We start from the raw sequence: 19,321 nt of genomic DNA on the forward strand, positions 1-19,321 counted from the left end.
CTATATTGATTCAGCTATTTATCGATATTTCTTCGATATTCCAAAGGAGAATGTGTAACGTGTTTTTTAAAGAATTTACCAAAACAAGACTGGTCGCTAAATTGCAATTCTTCCGCTATTTGTGAAACACTAAGTGAAGTATATGCTAATAACATTCTTGCTTCCATTAAAACAATATCGTCTATAAGCTCTCCGGTTGTTTTCCCTGAGACTTCCTTTAAAACTTTAGTTAAATGTCCTGTTGTAACAAACAAAGAATCGGCATAAAACTGTACGCTTCTTTCTTTCTTAAAATTATCTTCAAGCACTTTAAGAAAATTAAGGGTAAGTTCTTCTTTGCGGGACATTTCTATTTTTAAGCCTAAATTGTTCTTTTTGTAGAGTGCCGCAATCTCATATAATAATAGATGAAAAGTATAATCGATCATTTCTTTTCCAAACAGTCGCGGATCATTCTCTATGTTTTTTTTACGCAGCAATTCGGCAATATTGACAATGTTATCAATCTCACTTTTTTGCAGCGACATTTTAAAAGATCGCTTTTGTAGAAGAAATAAATCAAAGTCCCTTTTGTTTATACTATTGTTATAGCGAAAATCAAAAGTGAATTTTATACATACCAATTTTGTACCTTCTTCTCTTTCAATAATATTCTTTACCGTTTGAGGAGAACATATAATAAGGTCATTTGGCTCAATAATGTATGTAATAAGATCTAACTGAACTTTCATCCTTCCTGAAAGCATTAAAACAATTACATAGGCATCTGAGCGAAAAGGATATTGCAGAAAATTATCGGCAATTGTTCCTTTATCAATACATACATGCAGCCTTTCAGATTGCTGTACTACCCCCATAATTTTAGAAATCTCACCTATAGAGTGCTTCCTAATACTGTTTCTTTCCAATTTAATTGTGATTTAATGTAAATAAATAGAAATCGTAACTTATATAGGGTTTAGGGTTATGTAAAGTTATTAATTTTCATTGCAGTATTTACAAATCAAACACAAGATAGTATTTTATGATAAATTTAACATTCTGTATTTCAGTGATTTAAAAAATAAAATGCTGATTTAGAACCAATTTTAGCAGGAATTATACTCTATAGGACAGCATAACTTTATGTATTAAGCCCATAAAAAGAAAGAAAATACCTATATTGTTGTGTGAAAAATTAAGGAGCAGAATAAACTATTTAAAGAAATCATTATTATAAAAAAAAGCAAAAGAAAGTTTTTCCCTTTGCCCTAAAATCGTTTTTCATGAAATACATTCACATAAAAACAGCATTCAATTATATATTTTTAGCCAGCCTAAAACCTAAATCATCAATTTTAAACGAAGTAGGATGACTGCGCCTACGATTGGTTGCCATACAGCTTCTCGCTTCGTCATACCAGCCACCGCCTCTAAAAATGCGGTACGAACCATATACAGTCTCATCATAAATATCAGAGCACCATTCCCACACATTGCCCAGCATATCATACAATCCCCAGGCATTGGGTTCTTTTGTACCTACCGGATGTGTTGATCCTTCAGAATTATCTTTGTACCAAGAAATAGTGTTGATATCTCCATATCTAACTTCTGTAGTTCCTGCTTTGCAGGTATACTGCCATTCGGCATCTGTAGGCAGCCTGTAGCCATTTGCTTTTTCGTCAAATGACATAACATCTTGTTCTTCTAACGAATAACAGGGATTCAATCCTTCTTTCTGGGAAAGTACATTACAAAAATGTGCTGCTTCTTTCCAGGACACATTTTCTACCGGATTGTTATCTCCTGTAAAAGAGCTTGGGTTTTGTTGAATGATCTCAAAATACAATTCCTGAGTAACGGGATATTTTGCCATTAAGAAAGGTTCGATAGTAACACTCCATACATGTTTTATCCTGTCATCCCTTAATTCTACAATCCCGCCCGGAATTTCTACCATCTGAGTGCGTATTGACGCGCTTGCCGGTACTTTAATAAATTCCTGATCCATAATCATTTGTTTTCTCAAAGCTACAAGAAGTATTTAAAAAAACAAGGAAAGACTTATTCTAAAACAATACCCCGCTTGAGAAACCCTGCATAGAAATCAGGGATAGCACTTTCTTCGATCCCTTTGATAACGTCATGAACAGGATAAGAAAGTTTTATAATTTCGGGTTGAATATTTTCTTCATCAATATGTAAAACTACATAAGATGCTAATTGTTTGGCTTCCCTGGATCGCCCCACAGAACCTGCATTGATCAATACGCCAGCCGGCGAATTTTCTGTTGCTTCAATTTTGCGAATATAGGGATGATGAGTATGCCCCATAATAATAACATCTGCCTGCCCATCAATCAGCATTTGCTGAATATCTGTAAGATCATGATCTTCATAAATGTATTCCCTGTTGTTTCGGGTACTGCCGTGTACGAGAAGCACATCGATATTATTATTAGTAACTGAAACCGTAAATTTTAATTGCTCAGGAAGCATCTTTAAAAAATCCCTGCACTCATCGGTAATGGTTTGTTTTGTATAGGAAATAGCTCCGGTACGGGCTGTGGTTTCTTCATGGTTGTGCTTTGTTATAGGGATTATATCATGATCAAAAGCTACACGTTCGTCATGGTTACCCATAATGCAGGGTATCATTAAATCTCTTATCATTGCTATCACTTCATTATGCCACGGAGCAAAATCTACAAGATCGCCCAAACAATATATGGTATCAACATCCCTGGCTTTGATGTCTTCTAAAACAACCTCTAAAGCTGGCAGGTTACCATGTATGTCGCTAATTATCGCTATACTCTTCATTTGCGCCTGTTAGAAAAAATTACAATTACCAGTGCGATAACACTCCACAACAACATCTGCCATGTCGCCATATCCCACTCACCGAGCTTCCAGCTCAGCAGCCCGAAATATGTACCTACTGCCGCACCTATAAAATAGGTCGTCATATAAATGGTATTCATCCGGCTGTGTGCTTCTTCGTGAAGACTATAGATACGTGTAAAATTAGTAATTTGAGTGGCCTGTACACCAATATCCAGAAAGAAAACACTAAGAATTAAAACCGGGATCGAATACGGAAAGACCTTAATTAAAAGAATACTTCCAATGATCATAGATACTGTGATAATTAGAGATCGCTGTACATTCCCCTTATCTGCCAGTTTACCAAAGTAAGGAGCCACAAGTGCTCCTCCGATGGCAATTAATCCGAACAATCCTATAATACCTGAATTATAATTTAAAGGCGGACCGCTAAGGTGAAATGTGAGTGTGGTCCAGAAGGAGCAGAATACCCCAAAAGTAAATGCCCCCAGCAGTGCGGCCTGACGCAAAACACGGTATTCGGACACAAGCGCTAAAGTCGATTTTAAAAGATGCAGGTAGCTCCCTTTAAATTTAGAAGGTACTTCAGGCAAATAGAACTTTAATAATAGCGTAACAACCAATACCATTCCTGATGAGATTCCAAACACATAGCGCCATCCAAATAACTCGGTTATAAAACCACTAAGCACACGTGCACCAAGAATACCTACCAGGATACCACTAAACACTACGCCTACATTCTTACCTCTGTTATCTTTCCCTAATGTAGCTGCCATAGGCAATATGATCTGGGCTGGTGTAGAAAAAAGTCCCACAAAAAAACTCAGCACATACAAAACGGTAAGTGATGATGTTAGCGTTATAAAAAACAATGTAAGCACAAGCAAAGCACATAGCAAAAGAATAAGCTTCTTTCGATTGACTTTGTCGCCAAGCGGCAGTAAAAAGAACATACCTAATCCATATCCCAGCTGGGAAAGCATTGATATTTTCCCAATCTGGCTTTCGTTAACCTGTAACGATAAAGCAATTTCTTTAAGGATGGGCTGATTATAATATATATTAGCGACAATTACTCCGGCAGCGACTGCCATTAGCGGGATAACTGCCGGCCTGAAACCGGATGTACTCACAATCAATTATTTTTTTACAAAGCTAGTGGAGCGATACTTTTAAAAATTGTACTTTTAAACTCTTTTTTTGTACAAAACAACTACCAGTGGAACGTTTTATCCAACATACTCCTCTTTTTATACGGCATTTCTCTACGCAGATATGGCCTTTTCCTGTGCATAATCATAACCACTTCGAACTTGTTTTTATTCATTCGGGCAATGGGGTGCATCAATTGAACGGAGAAGAAATACCATACCAAGGCTCCTGCCTGTTCTTATTGTCTCCGTCTGATTATCATATTTTTATTATTAAAGAAGAAACAGAGTTTAGTGTATTAAAATTCAATAACCGTTATTTAGACGGCACATCATCGGACACTGCTAAAAGCGAATGGAATAAAGTGATCGACCAGCTGCTTGTTATCAGCAATACATCGGGAACAAAATTGGTCAATTCTGCCGAAGAACTGGACAAGATTCATCATCTCATGCGGATGATCGTTAGTGAGTGGGAAACGAGTCATGGTGGTTCCAGTGAAGTACTGCTTTACCTGATACGCAGTGTATTTGCTATCATCAAGAAAAATGCTTTTCAGTCTTTAGGGAGTGCTATGGTAGTAAATGAAAACCTCCCGGTAAGTATCATGAATTACATTCACAAAGAAATACACAGTCCTGCAAAATTAAGCCTTGTCGTTTTATCGGCGCATTTTAATATGGCTCCCAGTCATCTTAGCAGCTTATTTAAACGCCAGACCGGGAGTCCTATAAAAAAATACATTAGCGATTATAAATCGAAACTAATCGAGAACCGCCTTAAACACAGTGACGCTTTGATGAAAGAAATAAGCAATGAGTTTGGCTTTGCCGACATGAGCCATTTTAATAAATTTGTAAAAAAACAAATGGGCGTAAATCCAAAAGATATTAGAAAAAAGTAGATTCCAGCTGTTGGAAAATGGGAACAAATGCCCTTCCTTTTTCAGATAGGTTATATTCTATATGCAGCGGCTTCTGCGTCACCACAACTTTTTCTAAAATACCCTGTTCTTCCATATCTTTTAGTGCCACAGCAATAGACTGTTTGTTTGACCCCTCGATTTGACGCAATAATGCATTGAATCGCAACGGCCCATCTACAGAAAGACGAAATATCTGTGATTTCCATTTACCTGCAAACATTTTTAAAAGTCCTTCTACCGGACAAGTAGTATCACTCATTTTTTGATTTTTGATAGTCATTAATTTCTGACTGATTGATTCACATAAAGTAATTCTCCACCTTTGTTTCAAAATTAATCAAATTAGCGCAAAATGACTAAATCAATTACGGCAATTTATTTTCTAATGTTACTCTGCATTAGTGCCTGTTATAGTCAAGAAAAATCAGCAAAAATGAAAGACAATAAAAATCCCTTGTTATGTGATATCGAGACAGGGATATGCGAAATACCTGCAGGCAAATTAACCGAAACAAAACAAGGAATTAATCCGGATAATAAGCCTGTAAAAATTATTTATTTTACAGACCCTATCTGTTCATCCTGCTGGGGTGTAGAACCGCAATTGCGTAAACTAAAATTAGAATACGGTAATGAGGTAACTATTGAATACCATATGGGCGGACTTTTGCCTGATTGGAGCTATAATAGCGGAGGCATTAGTAAGCCGTCGGATGTGGCTCATCATTGGGATGAAGTGAGCAAATATTATGATATGCCTATTGATGGCGATGTATGGCTGGAAAACCCTTTAAATTCTTCTTATCCTCCTTCTATTGCATTTAAAGCAGCACAAATACAGAATGAAAAAAAAGCAATCGTTTTCTTAAGGATAATAAGAGAGATGGTCTTTTTAGAGAAAAAAAATATTGAAAAGTGGGAACATCTTGAAACAGCTGCTAAAAAAGCTGGGCTTGATCCCATACAATTAAAAGCCGATTTTGAAGGAAAAGCTAAAGAGTTGTTCTATGCAGATCTTGAAATGGGTAAAAAACTTGGCGTGAGGGGCTTCCCAACTTTCATCTTTTCAAATGGCACAAGCGATCCGATAACTGTTTATGGATTTAAACCCTATAGTGCATTTGAAGATAGTGTTAAAAAACTATACCCAACTGCAGCTAAAACAAAAATAGACTCTTCCTGGATAAGTTTGTTTCATAACTATAGTACCCTAACTACCAGAGAATTTTCAGAGCTATCAGGTAAATCAAGGCCGGAAAGCGAAAAACATTTGCAGAGTTTAGCAGACAATAATGAATTGCATAAACTGGTCACTAAAAATGGTGTACTGTGGTCAAAAAAAGACATCACTAAATAAACATTTAACTTAAAAGCCTCCAGGATAAGAATCATGTTAATTTGACAGGCAAAAGATTTCCCTAAGCATTACCCTGAAACTTTTTGATTGATTTTGAGAATCAATCTTTATATAGTGAAAGCAGCAGTATTTTGATTACAAATCCTTATGAGCTACATTCAAATCCATTAGTCGACAATTTTATTAGGATAAGTTTTGACACCTTATACATATCTTCCGATCTAATGAAATGTTTATCTGCTGTAAAAAACATTCAGTTTGAAAACAGAAAGATAAATGATGTAGCTCTAAATACTGCTTTTATAAAAGTAAAAGAAGCCATTAAAAATACCCAAGTACTAATTAGCAACTTATATTTTGTGTTTTATCTTCTTTTATTCCCGATACATTTATCCCGCAAATCTCTTTGAACCGATAACACAACGAATTACAACAACGGTAATCATTAACGTTCCAATACTTACCGGATGATCAGCAGCTAAATATCACCACACCGATAAACCCTTTTACCATCCAGTACTCTACTTACTATTTTGCTGCTTTCCATTATACCAATACAGTTTATTTTTTGATGATTGATTTTTTATTCTAACGGATGTATTATCGATACAGATCTGGGTGATCTGGTCACAATTGATAGAAACTCCGGTATTTTAAATAATTCTACTAATGGATCTGATGGTGCTATTTCTTTGCTAAACAATACCCAACAAGAATTCACAATTGGTATTAAACAAATGATAAATGGCATTAGTAACATTCAATATGCATTTAGCATTCATAGTAACGGCGATTTGAAAAAGATTACTCCAGCAACCAAAATTGCTTTAATTTTTTCAACAGACAACATCCAAACGGCAACAGTAATAATGAAATCTATGTCCTCCGGTGCTTTGATAGACCTTACCGAAACTACATCACGAACCGTTAATTTTAATCTTGTAAACGGCTGGAGTGCAAACGAAAATGTAACTTGGCTGTCAACGTTTGGAGCATCTACCGACATGAGCTCCTTGCTGATTAAATCATAATCTGTAGTTCTATCGCAGGTGTTTTGGTTTTAGTTTTTGCTCAGCAGATTCAACAATTTCGGCAAGTCGCTTTTGTCTTGTTTCGGGTCTTTTGGCAAGTACCAGCCATTGAAGAATTGCCTTTTTCACAGACTTACTTAAATTTTCAAAGTAGTCTTTAGCTGCCAATTTGCTATCTAGTTTGGCTTTTAGATCGTTTGGAATAATCAGTTTTTCAACATCATCTAAAATAGCCCATGAACCATTTTGTTTGGCAGTTTCAATGCATTTGTAGCCTGCTTCTGTCATTAGTCCCTTATCAATAAGTTGCTGTACTTTTTCTTTATTGATCTTTGACCAGGTACTATTAGCTTTCCGTTTACTAAAAAACTGATGAGATGTTTCTTCATCAATTCTTATCTTTTTGCTGTCTATCCAGCCAAAACACAAAGCGACATCTACTGATTCACTCCAGGTTATCGATTTTTTATCCGAACGTTTGTTATAAAAAACAAGCCATACAGAATGCCTGGAAAGATGATTTTTTTCTAACCATTCCCGCCAATCTGTATGGCTAATTGGATAAAATATTTCTATTTCTTCTTTTTGCATATTACTTTACAACTGTAGCTTCAAGCTCTATGGTTAACGTTGCGAAAAGTCCTTTAACTTCCAGCAAGGTAGTAGATTGCTGAATACCATATTTTTGAATGAAAGGTACGTAAACATCCATACACGTAGTAAAAAAATCTTGTGTTGAAGTTGTATAAATATTCAGCCTTACAATGTTATTGCATTCGTAGGCCGCTTCCTTAATCAGTTGTTCTAAATTGGCTATAGTCTGAATAAGCTGCGAACGCATATCGGCATTACTAGGTACTCCGTTAGCGTCTATAGCCACCTGTCCTGAACAGTAAAGCGTTCCTTTTGGATTTTTCACTTCAACTGCTTGTACAGAATTAGTGTTTTTACCCCAAGCCCAAGGATCAAAAGATTGTTTTTCCATTTTTTATTGTTTTAAAATTTACAATGCAAAGATGGAATGGTGTTGTGACAGCCTTATGTCAGGGGTCAAAAAAATTAATGGTATTTATCAAAATACTCTTGCAGGGTCATTTTATGCTGGTCAAATTTTTCTGTAAGGATTTCCATTTTTGAAATTCTGTCCAAACGAAAATATCTGAACTCTTTGCGTAAGTGACACCGTGCAATTAATAGCCAATTTTCATTTGTGCTTAGTAGTGCAAATGGCTCAATAATTCTGCTGGTTGTTTTATTTTGTTCGTTGATGTAGTCTATTTTAGTCAAATAGAAGTTGGTCAGAGCCGATTGTAATTGCGAAATATTATTGCTGTTTCTGTCTCTGTTTATGTTCTGTTCAAAACGGGTTCTATCTGCAAGTAGATTGGCTTTATCTTTTTCAGACTGTTTCAGCACTGCTTTTATTTTGTCAATTGCTTCGGTGTAATCTTTAATAAATGAAGTGTCTTTATTTTTAAGCACCAATTGTTCTGCAAGAATGAGTGCATTTGCCTGACTTTCTGAAAACATCACAGGTGGAATCCTGTAACCTTCCATTAAAGTGTAACCTTTTCCTTCTTCAGTCATGATAGGAACGCCTGCCTCATCCAATGCTTTTATGTCCCGATAAATTGTCCTTACGCTTACATTGAATTTCTCGGCAAGACTTGTAGCTGTTGTAAGCCGTTTAGTTTGCAGTTGTATGAGAATTGCCGTCAGTCGGGAAAGCCGTTTTGTATCGTTATCGTTCATTTTTGCCTAACTGTAGATTTACCATTGAGCCCTTCATATAGGTCCTATCAAATTTATTCTTATTTAATCAGAATAGCGCGTCCCGTTGTTTGATTGTTTTTTGAAAATGATTATTGATCTAAACGGAGAAAAGCCTTCAAATCGCTGATTCAAAGGCTTTTTAAGGCTTTTAGTGGTCTCAGAGGGATTCGAACCCACAACCGCTGGAGCCGAAATCCAGTGCTCTATCCAGTTGAGCCATGAGACCATTTATGTTTGAGGTTTAAAGTTACAAGTTAGCCAACCTGAAACTTTAAACCTAAACAATATACTTTATGTTAATGATTTTTTAACTACTGTAGAAATGGTTTTACCATCTGCACTACCGGCAAGTTCTTTTGAAGCAATAGCCATAACTTTACCCATATCTCCCATACCTGCAAAACTGTTATCTGCTATAATTTTTTTGATGATAGCTTCTACTTCTTCTTCGGTAAGCTGAGCAGGAAGGAATTTTTCAATAATTGCGGCCTGTTCTAATTCTGGGTCAGCAAGATCCTGACGTCCTTGCTCAATGTATATATTAGCACTGTCTTTACGCTGTTTTACCAGCCTTTGCAGCAACTTTATCTCTTCTTCCTGAGAAATCTCTTCTTTAGCTCCTGTCTCAGTCTGAGCCAGTAATAATGCCGACTTAACAGCTCTTAGCGATTCTAGTGCAACAGTATCTTTTGCTCTCATGGCGGTTTTGATCCCTTCCATGATTTCGTTTTGTAAACTCATAGTTAAAGCTTTAAATGTGCCTGCGAAGATAAAAAAATAACCCGAAAATACTATTATATTTTCGGGTCAAAGGTTCACATTTGGGTTAGTTAATCTACGTTATCGTGCAGGAACGAATTGTTAGAACGCAACTGTAAGTCGTCATTGCTATCTGTTCCTAACGACAAGCGCGATTTGCTATTGTCTACGCGGGAATCATTTAAATCGATTCCCATCCTTTTGTATGCCGGTTGTTTTTCGAACTCATCGATCTTAGAAGGACTGTTGTGGAATTTATAATTAAACTCCTTCATTTTTTTCCTTCTTTCTTCTGCTCTTACTCGAAGTGTTTCTTCGATAGTCATTTCTACAGGAGAAATTTCTTCATGTGCAGGAGCAAATCGTGCCTGTTCCGGCTGCTCTGTTCTCTTAACGGTTAGGTTAAGCTCAGGAGCGATTGGCTCTTCTACTTTAGCAGCAGGTTTAGAATCCATTAATTCGGTCTCTTTTTCAAGATACTCTTCTAATGAATATCTAACGATTCCTGTTTCGTTAAGTTCTGTCATCGGTACAACCTGTACCGGTGCGTTTACTTTAATATCGCGTGTTTCATCACTTAGATTAAACAGCATTCTGTCTTCTCTTCTTACATTGTCTGTAGAAAGGTCGAAAGAGAATGTAAATTGATCTTCTTTAGCGGCAATTACAAACTCAGGTTCAAAAACCTCAATTTCTCTTACATCTTTAATTTGCGGCGTAAATACCGGGGCAGCCATAACTGGTGGTGCAGGTATTGCTGCAACTGGTGTTGGGACAGCCATAACTGGTGCTGGTGCAGCAGGCTCTGGCGTTACAAACTCAAAAAATACGTCAAGACTATTGATATACTCTGAAGAAGGAAGCGATTCTATTTCAACAACTTCAGCTATTTGCTTTTTTTCCTCAATTTCAACTTCCTCCTCAAGCTCAAACACTATTTTTTCTTCAACAATAGGTTCGGCGTTCATTTCAGCTTTTGGCTGTTGTGCAGATGCAGACAGGTCAAATCCAGGCACCATAGGTCTTTGTGTAAGATCCTGAACCAGTTTTTGTCCTTCTTCAAGTGCGTGGATAATCTTTTTAGGCTCTGTATTAACGATCTCATTTTGTTGTTCTACATTAAAACCTGTAGCAATAATGGTCACGGCAACGGCATCTCCTAAAGATTCGTCTTCACCAACACCCATAATAATATTGGCGTTGTGTCCAGCTTCCGACTGGATATGGTCATTTATTTCACCTATCTCATCGATAGTGATCTCACTAGTACCAGAAACGATCAGCAACAATACGTTCTTAGCACCAGTAATTTTATTGTCATTTAATAACGGAGAATCCAATGCATCGATAATAGCATCTTTAGCACGACTATCACCCGACGCAATAGCCGAACCCATGATTGCTGTTCCACTGTCAGATAAAACAGTCTTTGCATCTTTAAGGTCAATATTCTGAGTATAGTGGTGCGTAATTACTTCAGCAATACCTTTTGAGGCTGTTGCTAAAACTTCATCCGCTTTAGAGAACCCTGCTTTAAAGCCAAGGTTACCATATACTTCTCTTAGTTTATTATTATTGATAACGATTAAAGAGTCTACCTGCTTTCTAAGCCTTTCAACTCCGGATAATGCCTGCTCTGAACGTACCTTACCTTCAAACTGGAAAGGAATAGTAACAATACCTACGGTAAGGATACCTCTTTCTTTAGCCAGTTGTGCAATTACAGGAGCCGCACCGGTACCGGTACCACCACCCATACCTGCCGTGATGAATATCATCTTGGTATTGGTATCAAGCATTTTCTCAATATCCTCTATACTCTCCAATGCCGACTGCTGCCCTACTTCAGGGTTTGCACCTGCACCTAAACCTTCAGTAAGGTCTACCCCTAACTGTATCTTGTTAGGTACCGGGCTGTTTTGCAGTGCCTGGGAGTCTGTATTACATACAATAAAATCAACACCCTTGATTCCCTGCTTAAACATGTGGTTTATCGCGTTGCTTCCGCCTCCGCCAACACCAATTACTTTGATTACGTTTGATTGATTTTTGGGTAAATCAAACGAAATGCTTCCAAATTCTGAGTTGCTCATCATATCAATCGGGTTTTATTCTGCGTTATCTAAAAAATCTTTAATCTTGTCAATGTACTTGTCAAAAAATGACCTCTTTACTCGTTTTTCTGTAGATTCCTCTACATTGTGAACAGGCTGTTGAACAGCTACCGTTTCCATTTCTTCTTCATATACCGGTTCCGGTGCAATTACCGTGTTTACTACCGGTTGTTGTCTTACCACTACTGGCTCCGGCTTTTGTAACTCTACTAAAGGCGTTGCGCTATGGGTATTGTTCCTGATACTGTTCATTACCAAACCTACTGCCGTAGCGTATAGCGGGCTTGATATTTCTTCGTCAGAGTTTCCTGCTAAATGCTCGTTAGGATAACCAATTCTGGTATCCATACCTGTAATGTATTCCACTAACTGTTTGATGTGGCTTAGCTGCGCTCCACCACCAGTAAGTACAATACCTGCAATTAGCTTTTTACGGGGATCTTCATGCCCGTAATCTTTGATCTCTACAAACACCTGCTCAATAATCTCTACCACGCGGGCATGGATAATTTTAGACAGGTTTTTAAGTGATATCTCTTTTGGCTCACGTCCGCGTAATCCAGGGATAGAAACAATTTCGTTATCCTTGTTCTCACCCGGCCATGCCGAACCAAATTTTACTTTAAGCAGCTCTGCCTGCTTTTCTATAATAGAACATCCTTCTTTGATATCTTCTGTAATAACATTGCCTCCAAAAGGGATCACTGCCGTATGGCGAATGATACCATCTTTAAAAATAGCAAGGTCTGTAGTACCGCCGCCTATATCGATAAGGGCAACACCGGCTTCTTTCTCTTCCTGGCTTAAAACAGCATCGGCCGAAGCTAAGGGCTCCAGCGTTAAGCCCGAAAGGTCCAGTCCTGAACTTTTAATACAACGCCCTACATTTCGTATGGACGATGCCTGTCCTACCACAACGTGGAAGCTGCTTTCCAGCCTGCCTCCATACATACCGATAGGTTCTTTTATTTCGTGCTGGCCGTCAATTTTAAATTCCTGTGGTAACACATGGATAATTTCTTCACCCGGAAGCATTGCCAATTTGTGAACCTGATTGATCAGTAAATCGATATCAGCGTCACCGATCACTTCTTCAGGATTGTTCCTGCTGATATAATCACTGTGCTGAATACTGCGAATGTGCTGGCCGGCTATACCTACCACCACATCGTTTATTTTATAACCGCTATTGGCCTCTGCCTCCTGTACAGCCTGCTGTATAGACTGTATTGTTTGTGTAATATTATTAACGACACCTCTGGCCACACCAAGGCTTTTGGATTTTCCAACACCAAGAATTTCCAGTTTTCCATATTCATTTTTCCTCCCGATCATTGCAACAATCTTTGTTGTTCCAATGTCTAAACCTACTGCAATGCTGTCTTTTTCCATAACCCTATTTTTTGGTGCACACAACCTGTTGTGTAAACTTCAGATTTATCGTTTTGTACTGTTCTATCAATGTATCCTTAACTGCATCCTGAAGGAATGCTTTATAGTTATTAAATTTCTTTTCAATGTTTACCGGCATGCCAAACTGAATTTCATAATTGTAATTTCTGCTTTGCATTTTCAGGTTTCCCTTTCCACTTATCTGCACGCCAATAATATTTTTCTTTAAGAACTCGTCGTCGTGAATATAATTAAGCAACAGGTGTAACTTTTCTTTTTCAATACTATCAATTTCTCCCGTTACTAAAGGCACTCGTGCCGTGTAACTATCGGATAAAGGCATAACCCCGCCCCTATGATCAATATAGTACGAGTTAAGCCCTTGATAAATTCTAGCCACGGGCTTTTTCTGCGTAATGATCGCTTTTAATTTACCGTCGACTGTAGCGTAAACCTCTGCCTTGTCAATCATTGGATTTTTGTCAAGGGATTTTTCAACGCTATTCAAATCTAATTTAACTTTCGCTATACTTGTTATACTCCCAAAATTTTGTATCAACAAGTTATTAACTTTCTCGTGCGTTATAAAGTCCTCAGCATCTGCAAATTCTATATTTGCCTCTTTTAGCTTCCTGTTTTCATTTCGTTTTGATGAGAAAGAATACAGGAAAATTACGGCGCCCAAAATGAGCACTAATCTTACATCATTCCACTTAATATTTTTCATCTAAAACCTTTTTAATATCAGGTACCATTTCGCCAATATCACCCGCTCCAATGGTTACAATTACCGTTGCATCTGTTCTTTTTAAGAACGCAAGAAGATCTGATTTTGAAACCAGTTTTTTGTTTGGGTTTTCCATTTTTTCAAGCAGCCATTTCGAAGTTATACCTTCCATTGGCAGTTCGCGTGCCGGATAAATATCCAGCAACACTATGTTTTCAAAAGCCGAAAGACTCTTTGCAAATCCGTCAGCAAAATCCCTGGTGCGGCTAAACAGGTGCGGCTGAAAAACAGCAAGCACTTTCTCATTTGGATACAACTCTGTAACCGCCTGATATACCGCATTTATTTCTGTTGGATGATGTGCATAATCATCGATATACACCAATCCCGTTTTTTTAATCTGATAAGAGAATCTTCTCTTTACACCTTTAAAGGATTCCAGTGCTTTTCTGATATCTTCAGACGCTACGCCGTAGGTTCTTGCCATTGCCAGTGCCAATACAGCATTAGTCAGGTTATGATGCCCAGGAAGCGCAAAGCGAAGCCCTGTTATTGTTTCATGCGGCGTAACAACATCAAACACATACCATCCATCTTCTATGTGAATATTAGTTGCCGAAAACTGACCTTCATTCACACCTACTGTCACTCCTTCTAACGGAAGACCATTGGTAACAAACATGTGGTTCTTATCTTCTACCTTATCTGCAAACTCCCTGAATGTCGCTTCTATTGAAGCTGTATCGCCATAAATATCAAGGTGATCGGCATCCATTGATGTAATACAGGCAATATTTGGGTGCAAGTGCAGGAACGAGCGGTCAAACTCATCTGCCTCTACTACGGTTACTGTTTTACCGCTGCCAATAAGGTTTGAATTATAGTTTTCTACAATTCCACCTAAGAAGGCAGTAACATCAAGTCCGCTTTCATATAATATATGCCCCAGTATGCTCGATGTGGTGGTTTTCCCATGGGTTCCTGCCACAGCAAAGCAAAATGTATCTTTCGTAATTATACCTAATACCTCGGCACGTTTTTTAACTACAAAATCATTAGTAACGAAGTATTTCCATTGCATATGATCTTTTGGCACAGCCGGCGTTACTACCACCAGTGTATTCTGTTTGTTTAAAAACGGCAGACCAATTAGTTCTACTTTATCTTCAAAATGGATCGCTATGCCTTCGGCCTTTAATTCATCAGTAAGATGGGTTGGCGTACGGTCATAACCGGCCACATTTTTGCCTATAAATTTAAAATAGCGGGCCAGGGCACTCATTCCGATGCCACCTATACCTACAAAATAGACGTTATGTATTTGGTTTAGATCCATTCTTTTTATAGTTTCTCAGCCTCTAAGAGACTCAGCACCTAAGTGCCTTATTTAATTAATTTTATAATTTCGTCAACAATATCTTTGGTGGCATTTATTCGCGCCAGCTTCTTTATATTTTCACTCAGTTTATACTGCTTCTCTTCATTGGCAATCAAATCAGAAAATACAGGCTGAAACTGTGTATCCAGCTGCGCTTCTTTTAAAAGTAATGCGCCCTCTTTATCTACAATCGCCATAGCATTTTTGGTCTGGTGGTCTTCGGCAACATTAGGTGATGGTATAAAAATTACCGGCTTACCTACTATGCAAAGCTCTGATACCGATGATGCTCCCGAACGGGATATCACCACATCTGCAGCTGCATATACCAAATCCATCCTGTCTATGAACGAAAGTACATTTATGCTTTCTTTATCTCCGTAGTGACGGTACTCTTCAAAATAAAATTTACCACATTGCCATATTACCTGTACACCCTGAGCCAAAAGCCACGAAAGCTCTTTTGCAATTAACTGGTTGATGCGTCTTGAACCAAGACTGCCTCCTAATACTAAAAGTGTTTTTTTAGCTGGGTCCAGTTCAAACCTTTCTATTGCTTCCTTTTTATTTTTAGCTACATCAATAATATCACTGCGAACAGGATTACCTGTAAAAACGATTTTCTCTTTCGGGAAAAAGCGCTCCAGGTTATCATAGGCAACACAAATTTTACTTGCATTCTTTGCAAGCCATTTGTTGGTTATACCCGGAAAAGAATTCTGCTCCTGTATTACCGTTGGTATACCAAGTATACCTGCTGCTTTTAATAATGGCCCGCTGGCAAAACCCCCGGTACCAATAACCACATCTGGTTTAAACTCTTTTATTATACTGCGTGATTTCACTAAACTGCTAAGCAGCTTTACCGGAAACATCGCATTATCTAATGTTAGCCTTCTTTGAATACCCGCTATCCACAAGCCAATAATTTTGTATCCTGCCTGCGGCACCTTCTGCATCTCCATCTTATCACTGGCACCTACAAAAAGTATTTCACTATCCGGGAAGCGCGATTTTAATTCATTTGCAATAGCAATCGCAGGATAGATATGTCCACCTGTACCACCACCGCTTAATATGAATTTTTTGCTGCTCATTTTTTATTTTTACTTCTACTATTTATTTTCCGAATACCGCACTCATCGGGTTTTTAGACCTGTCTTCTATTGAGAATGCTGCCGGTTCTGCCGATTGTGTATTGCCATCGGTTTCTCCCATTGCTTCGGCTTCTTCATTTTGCTGTTCTCTCAGTATGTGCTCATCGATCATGCGCTGCAATGTTGCTTCGCGTTCTTCTTTCTCTGCCATTTCCTGAGCGATCTCTTCTTCTTTTTTAGTTACACTAATAATGATTCCAATAGAGATACATGTCATCCATACCGAACTACCACCACTACTGATAAGCGGAAGCGTCTGCCCCGTTACAGGTAATAACTCTACCGCTACACCCATATTTATAAGTGCCTGAAAAATTATCGGGAATCCAAGTCCTACTATGAGCAGTTTTCCAAAGAGCGATTTTGCTTTATGTGCTGTAACAAGAAACCTGAAAAACAGCATTAGGTATAAAACCAATACTGCAAGCCCGCCTGCTAATCCATATTCTTCCACAATAATGGCGAAGATAAAATCCGAAGAAGACTGCGGAAGGAAATTCTTCTGCACGCTCTTACCCGGTCCTAAGCCATACACCATTCCAGATGCTATTGCAATTTTTGCTTTTTCAATTTGGTAATCATCTTCATTAGGCTCGTCTGATGTGAATCGTTCAATACGGTTCATCCAGGTATCTACCCTGTTTGGCATAGCATCCGGAAACGCCTTTGCAAACAAAACGAACATGACCAACATACCAATACCTACACCTATGATCGCACCTAAATACCTAAGCGGATACCTACCCACAAATACCAGCATACACACCATCGAGAAAATAAGTGCTGCGGTAGAAAAGTTAGCCGGAAGTATCAGTGCCAGTATAGCAAATACCGGAACCCACAACTCAAAGAACGATGCCTTAAAAGTGATTTCCTTATCCTGCATTTTAGCCAGGTAGCGTGCTACATAGATCATAAGCACTATCATAGCCAGTGCCGATGTTTGGAAAGTAACCCCTATAAATGGCACTTTGATCCAACGGCTGGCATTAGCACCGTCTATCACTGTACCCTGAAAAAAGGTATAGATTAGGAGCAGTCCTACAATTGGCAATGCAATTTGCGAGATCCCTTTATAGTAATGGTAGGGCACTTTATGAACAAAGTAAATAAGGCCAAAACCAATAAATATATGTACCAAATGCTTAACCAGATAACCAATAGTAGAGCCCTTACCAATTACATACACAAGGTTTGTACTTGCGCTGAAAACCGGCATGAACGAGATTAGGGCAAGCAGCATCACGAATGACCAGATCCCTTTGTCTCCCTTTAGGTTATTGATTAATTCTTTCATTTTTATTCTATTTTCTTTTCAACATCATCCTTTTCATTCTCTGAGATTCTTCGACTTCACTGCGCTTCGCTCAGAATGACAAACAGTTGTAATCTTATAAATTTTGTACCGCGATCTTAAATTGTTTACCGCGGTCTTCATAGCTTTCAAATAAATCGAAACTTGCACAAGCCGGAGAAAGCAATACTGTATCTCCTTTTTCTGAAAGTTTCTGAGCAATCTTAACAGCTTCCTGCATACTTGCAGTTTCTACTATAACATCTACTACGTTGCCAAACGCATTTATTATTTTCTGGTTATCTACACCAAGACACACTATCGCTTTTACTTTTTCTCTAACTAATGACATCAGCTCGTCGTAGTCATTTCCTTTATCAACACCACCCACAATCCATACGGTTGGGGTATTCATACTATCCAGCGCAAAAAATGTTGCGTTAGTATTTGTAGCCTTACTATCGTTTATATACTGTACATTTTGTATTTTCAATACTTTTTCCAAACGGTGCTCTACACCCTGGAAATTAGACAAACTCTCTCTGATGGTTTCTTTCCTGATGCGCATAAGCTGGGCAACTGCTGTTGCTGCCATGGCATTTTTTACATTGTGCTTTCCTTCTAATGACAGTTCGTTGATTGGCATAGTAAATTCTTCGTTAGTTATATTGCTGATAATAGTGTCGTTTTTTACATATATCCCTCCTTCTACAACTTTCGTTAAGGAGAAAGGAATTTTTTGTGCTTTAATCGGGTTGCTTTCCAGCCATTTTGAAATTATTTCATCATCTGCATCATATACCAGGAAATCGCTTTCGGTCTGGTTCATGGTAATCCTGAACTTTGCTGCTACATACAATTCATATTTGTATTCGTAACGGTCAAGGTGATCCGGACTTATGTTTGTTATTACTGCAATATGCGGGCGATAGCTTTTTATTCCATCCAACTGAAAACTACTTAGCTCCAGTACATATCCCTCATGCTTGTTTTCGGCTATCTGCCAGGCAAAGCTTTTACCTATATTCCCTGCTAGCCCAAAGTTTAACGAACCTTGTTTCAGCAAGTGGTGCGTTAGCATTGTTGTTGTGGTTTTACCATTACTTCCAGTAATCCCTATTGTTTCTACCTCTGTAAATTCTGATGCAAATTCTATTTCAGATATTACAGAAATCCCTTTTTCATGAAGTGCTTTTATAATAGGCGACTTGTCGGGAATACCAGGGCTTTTCATTACAACATCGGCGTTAAGAATTAGTTCCTCCGTATGTTTTTCTTCTTCCCAGGTTATGTCATTAAGTGCAAGAACCTCTTTGTAATTGTTTTTTATCTTTCCAAAGTCGGATAGAAATACATCATATCCTTTTTTCTTACCAAGGATGGCAGTTCCAACACCGCTTTCTCCTCCTCCAAGTACTACTAGTCGCATA

Annotated in this window: 19 protein-coding genes and 1 tRNA gene; 3 read left to right on the top strand and 17 right to left on the bottom strand. The window is 38.1% G+C overall.

From position 1 onward, the window contains the following. Nucleotides 1-14 precede the first annotated feature (14 nt). From EPI11_RS15215 to EPI11_RS15230, 4 genes are all read right to left on the bottom strand, one after another. Entirely contained in the window at nt 15-908 is an 894-nt protein-coding gene (locus EPI11_RS15215; RefSeq protein WP_128390843.1) for a helix-turn-helix domain-containing protein, read from the bottom strand. A gap of 389 nt (nt 909-1,297) precedes the next feature. Continuing rightward, complete coding sequence (locus EPI11_RS15220) at nt 1,298-1,993, bottom strand: formylglycine-generating enzyme family protein (protein WP_241657643.1); 696 nt, start codon at nt 1,991-1,993, stop codon at nt 1,298-1,300. Between the two features lie 53 nt (nt 1,994-2,046). Continuing rightward, nucleotides 2,047-2,805 (bottom strand): metallophosphoesterase family protein, encoded by a 759-nt coding sequence (locus EPI11_RS15225; RefSeq protein WP_128390844.1) that lies wholly within the window; start codon nt 2,803-2,805, stop codon nt 2,047-2,049. Continuing rightward, nucleotides 2,802-3,965, bottom strand: a complete 1,164-nt coding sequence (locus EPI11_RS15230; protein WP_241657644.1) for an MFS transporter — start codon at nt 3,963-3,965, stop codon at nt 2,802-2,804. Before EPI11_RS15230 ends, EPI11_RS15225 begins: the two co-directional genes overlap by 4 nt. A gap of 86 nt (nt 3,966-4,051) precedes the next feature. Here EPI11_RS15230 and EPI11_RS15235 point away from each other — a divergent pair, with 86 nt between their 5' ends. Beyond that, nucleotides 4,052-4,888 carry an AraC family transcriptional regulator gene (locus tag EPI11_RS15235; RefSeq protein ID WP_128390845.1) on the top strand — a complete coding sequence of 279 codons (837 nt, stop codon included), beginning with the start codon at nt 4,052-4,054 and terminating at the stop codon, nt 4,886-4,888. Here EPI11_RS15235 and EPI11_RS15240 read toward each other — a convergent pair. Further along, nucleotides 4,875-5,168, bottom strand: a complete 294-nt coding sequence (locus EPI11_RS15240; RefSeq protein WP_128390846.1) for a winged helix-turn-helix transcriptional regulator — start codon at nt 5,166-5,168, stop codon at nt 4,875-4,877. The genes EPI11_RS15235 and EPI11_RS15240 overlap by 14 nt on opposite strands. A gap of 174 nt (nt 5,169-5,342) precedes the next feature. Here EPI11_RS15240 and EPI11_RS15245 point away from each other — a divergent pair, with 174 nt between their 5' ends. Both EPI11_RS15245 and EPI11_RS15250 read left to right on the top strand, forming a co-directional pair. Then, nucleotides 5,343-6,266 carry a ClpXP adapter SpxH family protein gene (locus tag EPI11_RS15245; protein ID WP_128390847.1) on the top strand — a complete coding sequence of 308 codons (924 nt, stop codon included), beginning with the start codon at nt 5,343-5,345 and terminating at the stop codon, nt 6,264-6,266. 575 nt (nt 6,267-6,841) lie between these two features. Next, nucleotides 6,842-7,297 carry a hypothetical protein gene (locus tag EPI11_RS15250; RefSeq protein WP_128390848.1) on the top strand — a complete coding sequence of 152 codons (456 nt, stop codon included), beginning with the start codon at nt 6,842-6,844 and terminating at the stop codon, nt 7,295-7,297. Between the two features lie 9 nt (nt 7,298-7,306). Here EPI11_RS15250 and EPI11_RS15255 read toward each other — a convergent pair whose 3' ends face one another. From EPI11_RS15255 to murD, 12 genes are all read right to left on the bottom strand, one after another. Then, entirely contained in the window at nt 7,307-7,888 is a 582-nt protein-coding gene (locus EPI11_RS15255; protein WP_128390849.1) for a YdeI/OmpD-associated family protein, read from the bottom strand. A gap of 1 nt (nt 7,889) precedes the next feature. Then, entirely contained in the window at nt 7,890-8,282 is a 393-nt protein-coding gene (locus tag EPI11_RS15260; RefSeq protein ID WP_128390850.1) for a RidA family protein, read from the bottom strand. 74 nt (nt 8,283-8,356) lie between these two features. Continuing rightward, on the bottom strand, nt 8,357-9,049 hold the full coding sequence (locus EPI11_RS15265; protein ID WP_128390851.1) for a helix-turn-helix transcriptional regulator: 693 nt from the start codon (nt 9,047-9,049) through the stop codon (nt 8,357-8,359). A gap of 173 nt (nt 9,050-9,222) precedes the next feature. Beyond that, a tRNA-Arg gene (locus EPI11_RS15270) sits at nt 9,223-9,296 on the bottom strand. A gap of 65 nt (nt 9,297-9,361) precedes the next feature. Further along, a complete protein-coding gene (locus EPI11_RS15275; RefSeq protein WP_128390852.1) occupies nt 9,362-9,811 on the bottom strand; it encodes a GatB/YqeY domain-containing protein in 450 nt (149 codons plus the stop codon). Between the two features lie 89 nt (nt 9,812-9,900). After that, entirely contained in the window at nt 9,901-11,925 is a 2,025-nt protein-coding gene (ftsZ, locus tag EPI11_RS15280; RefSeq protein ID WP_128390853.1) for a cell division protein FtsZ, read from the bottom strand. Nucleotides 11,926-11,937: 12 nt separating this feature from the next. Beyond that, nucleotides 11,938-13,335 carry a cell division protein FtsA gene (gene ftsA / locus EPI11_RS15285; RefSeq protein ID WP_128390854.1) on the bottom strand — a complete coding sequence of 466 codons (1,398 nt, stop codon included), beginning with the start codon at nt 13,333-13,335 and terminating at the stop codon, nt 11,938-11,940. A 4-nt stretch (nt 13,336-13,339) separates the two neighbouring features. After that, a complete protein-coding gene (locus tag EPI11_RS15290; protein ID WP_128390855.1) occupies nt 13,340-14,062 on the bottom strand; it encodes a cell division protein FtsQ/DivIB in 723 nt (240 codons plus the stop codon). Beyond that, nucleotides 14,049-15,398: a UDP-N-acetylmuramate--L-alanine ligase gene (gene murC / locus EPI11_RS15295; RefSeq protein ID WP_128390856.1), complete on the bottom strand. Its 1,350-nt coding sequence runs from the start codon at nt 15,396-15,398 to the stop codon at nt 14,049-14,051. Before murC ends, EPI11_RS15290 begins: the two co-directional genes overlap by 14 nt. Before the next feature lie 47 nt (nt 15,399-15,445). Then, a complete protein-coding gene (gene murG / locus EPI11_RS15300) occupies nt 15,446-16,537 on the bottom strand; it encodes an undecaprenyldiphospho-muramoylpentapeptide beta-N-acetylglucosaminyltransferase (protein WP_128390857.1) in 1,092 nt (363 codons plus the stop codon). Nucleotides 16,538-16,559: 22 nt separating this feature from the next. Next, nucleotides 16,560-17,894 (bottom strand): FtsW/RodA/SpoVE family cell cycle protein, encoded by a 1,335-nt coding sequence (locus EPI11_RS15305; RefSeq protein WP_128390858.1) that lies wholly within the window; start codon nt 17,892-17,894, stop codon nt 16,560-16,562. Between the two features lie 94 nt (nt 17,895-17,988). Further along, a complete protein-coding gene (murD, locus tag EPI11_RS15310) occupies nt 17,989-19,320 on the bottom strand; it encodes a UDP-N-acetylmuramoyl-L-alanine--D-glutamate ligase (RefSeq protein WP_128390859.1) in 1,332 nt (443 codons plus the stop codon). Nucleotide 19,321 lies beyond the last annotated feature (1 nt).

Origin of the sequence: Flavobacterium cerinum, assembly GCF_004028155.1 — a bacterium.
GTDB classification, from domain to species: Bacteria; Bacteroidota; Bacteroidia; order Flavobacteriales; family Flavobacteriaceae; genus Flavobacterium; species Flavobacterium cerinum.

What these genes read in the sequence shown, in the direction of transcription:
- EPI11_RS15220 (WP_241657643.1), bottom strand. Translation starts at nt 1,993, where the DNA reads ATGGATCAGGAATTTATTAAAGTACCGGCAAGCGCGTCAATACGCACT.
- EPI11_RS15225 (WP_128390844.1), bottom strand. Translation starts at nt 2,805, where the DNA reads ATGAAGAGTATAGCGATAATTAGCGACATACATGGTAACCTGCCAGCT.
- EPI11_RS15240 (WP_128390846.1), bottom strand. Translation starts at nt 5,168, where the DNA reads ATGAGTGATACTACTTGTCCGGTAGAAGGACTTTTAAAAATGTTTGCA.
- EPI11_RS15245 (WP_128390847.1), top strand. Translation starts at nt 5,343, where the DNA reads ATGAAAGACAATAAAAATCCCTTGTTATGTGATATCGAGACAGGGATA.
- EPI11_RS15255 (WP_128390849.1), bottom strand. Translation starts at nt 7,888, where the DNA reads ATGCAAAAAGAAGAAATAGAAATATTTTATCCAATTAGCCATACAGAT.
- EPI11_RS15260 (WP_128390850.1), bottom strand. Translation starts at nt 8,282, where the DNA reads ATGGAAAAACAATCTTTTGATCCTTGGGCTTGGGGTAAAAACACTAAT.
- EPI11_RS15265 (WP_128390851.1), bottom strand. Translation starts at nt 9,049, where the DNA reads ATGAACGATAACGATACAAAACGGCTTTCCCGACTGACGGCAATTCTC.
- EPI11_RS15275 (WP_128390852.1), bottom strand. Translation starts at nt 9,811, where the DNA reads ATGAGTTTACAAAACGAAATCATGGAAGGGATCAAAACCGCCATGAGA.
- ftsZ (WP_128390853.1), bottom strand. Translation starts at nt 11,925, where the DNA reads ATGATGAGCAACTCAGAATTTGGAAGCATTTCGTTTGATTTACCCAAA.
- ftsA (WP_128390854.1), bottom strand. Translation starts at nt 13,335, where the DNA reads ATGGAAAAAGACAGCATTGCAGTAGGTTTAGACATTGGAACAACAAAG.
- EPI11_RS15290 (WP_128390855.1), bottom strand. Translation starts at nt 14,062, where the DNA reads ATGAAAAATATTAAGTGGAATGATGTAAGATTAGTGCTCATTTTGGGC.
- murC (WP_128390856.1), bottom strand. Translation starts at nt 15,398, where the DNA reads ATGGATCTAAACCAAATACATAACGTCTATTTTGTAGGTATAGGTGGC.
- murG (WP_128390857.1), bottom strand. Translation starts at nt 16,537, where the DNA reads ATGAGCAGCAAAAAATTCATATTAAGCGGTGGTGGTACAGGTGGACAT.
- EPI11_RS15305 (WP_128390858.1), bottom strand. Translation starts at nt 17,894, where the DNA reads ATGAAAGAATTAATCAATAACCTAAAGGGAGACAAAGGGATCTGGTCA.
- murD (WP_128390859.1), bottom strand. Translation starts at nt 19,320, where the DNA reads ATGCGACTAGTAGTACTTGGAGGAGGAGAAAGCGGTGTTGGAACTGCC.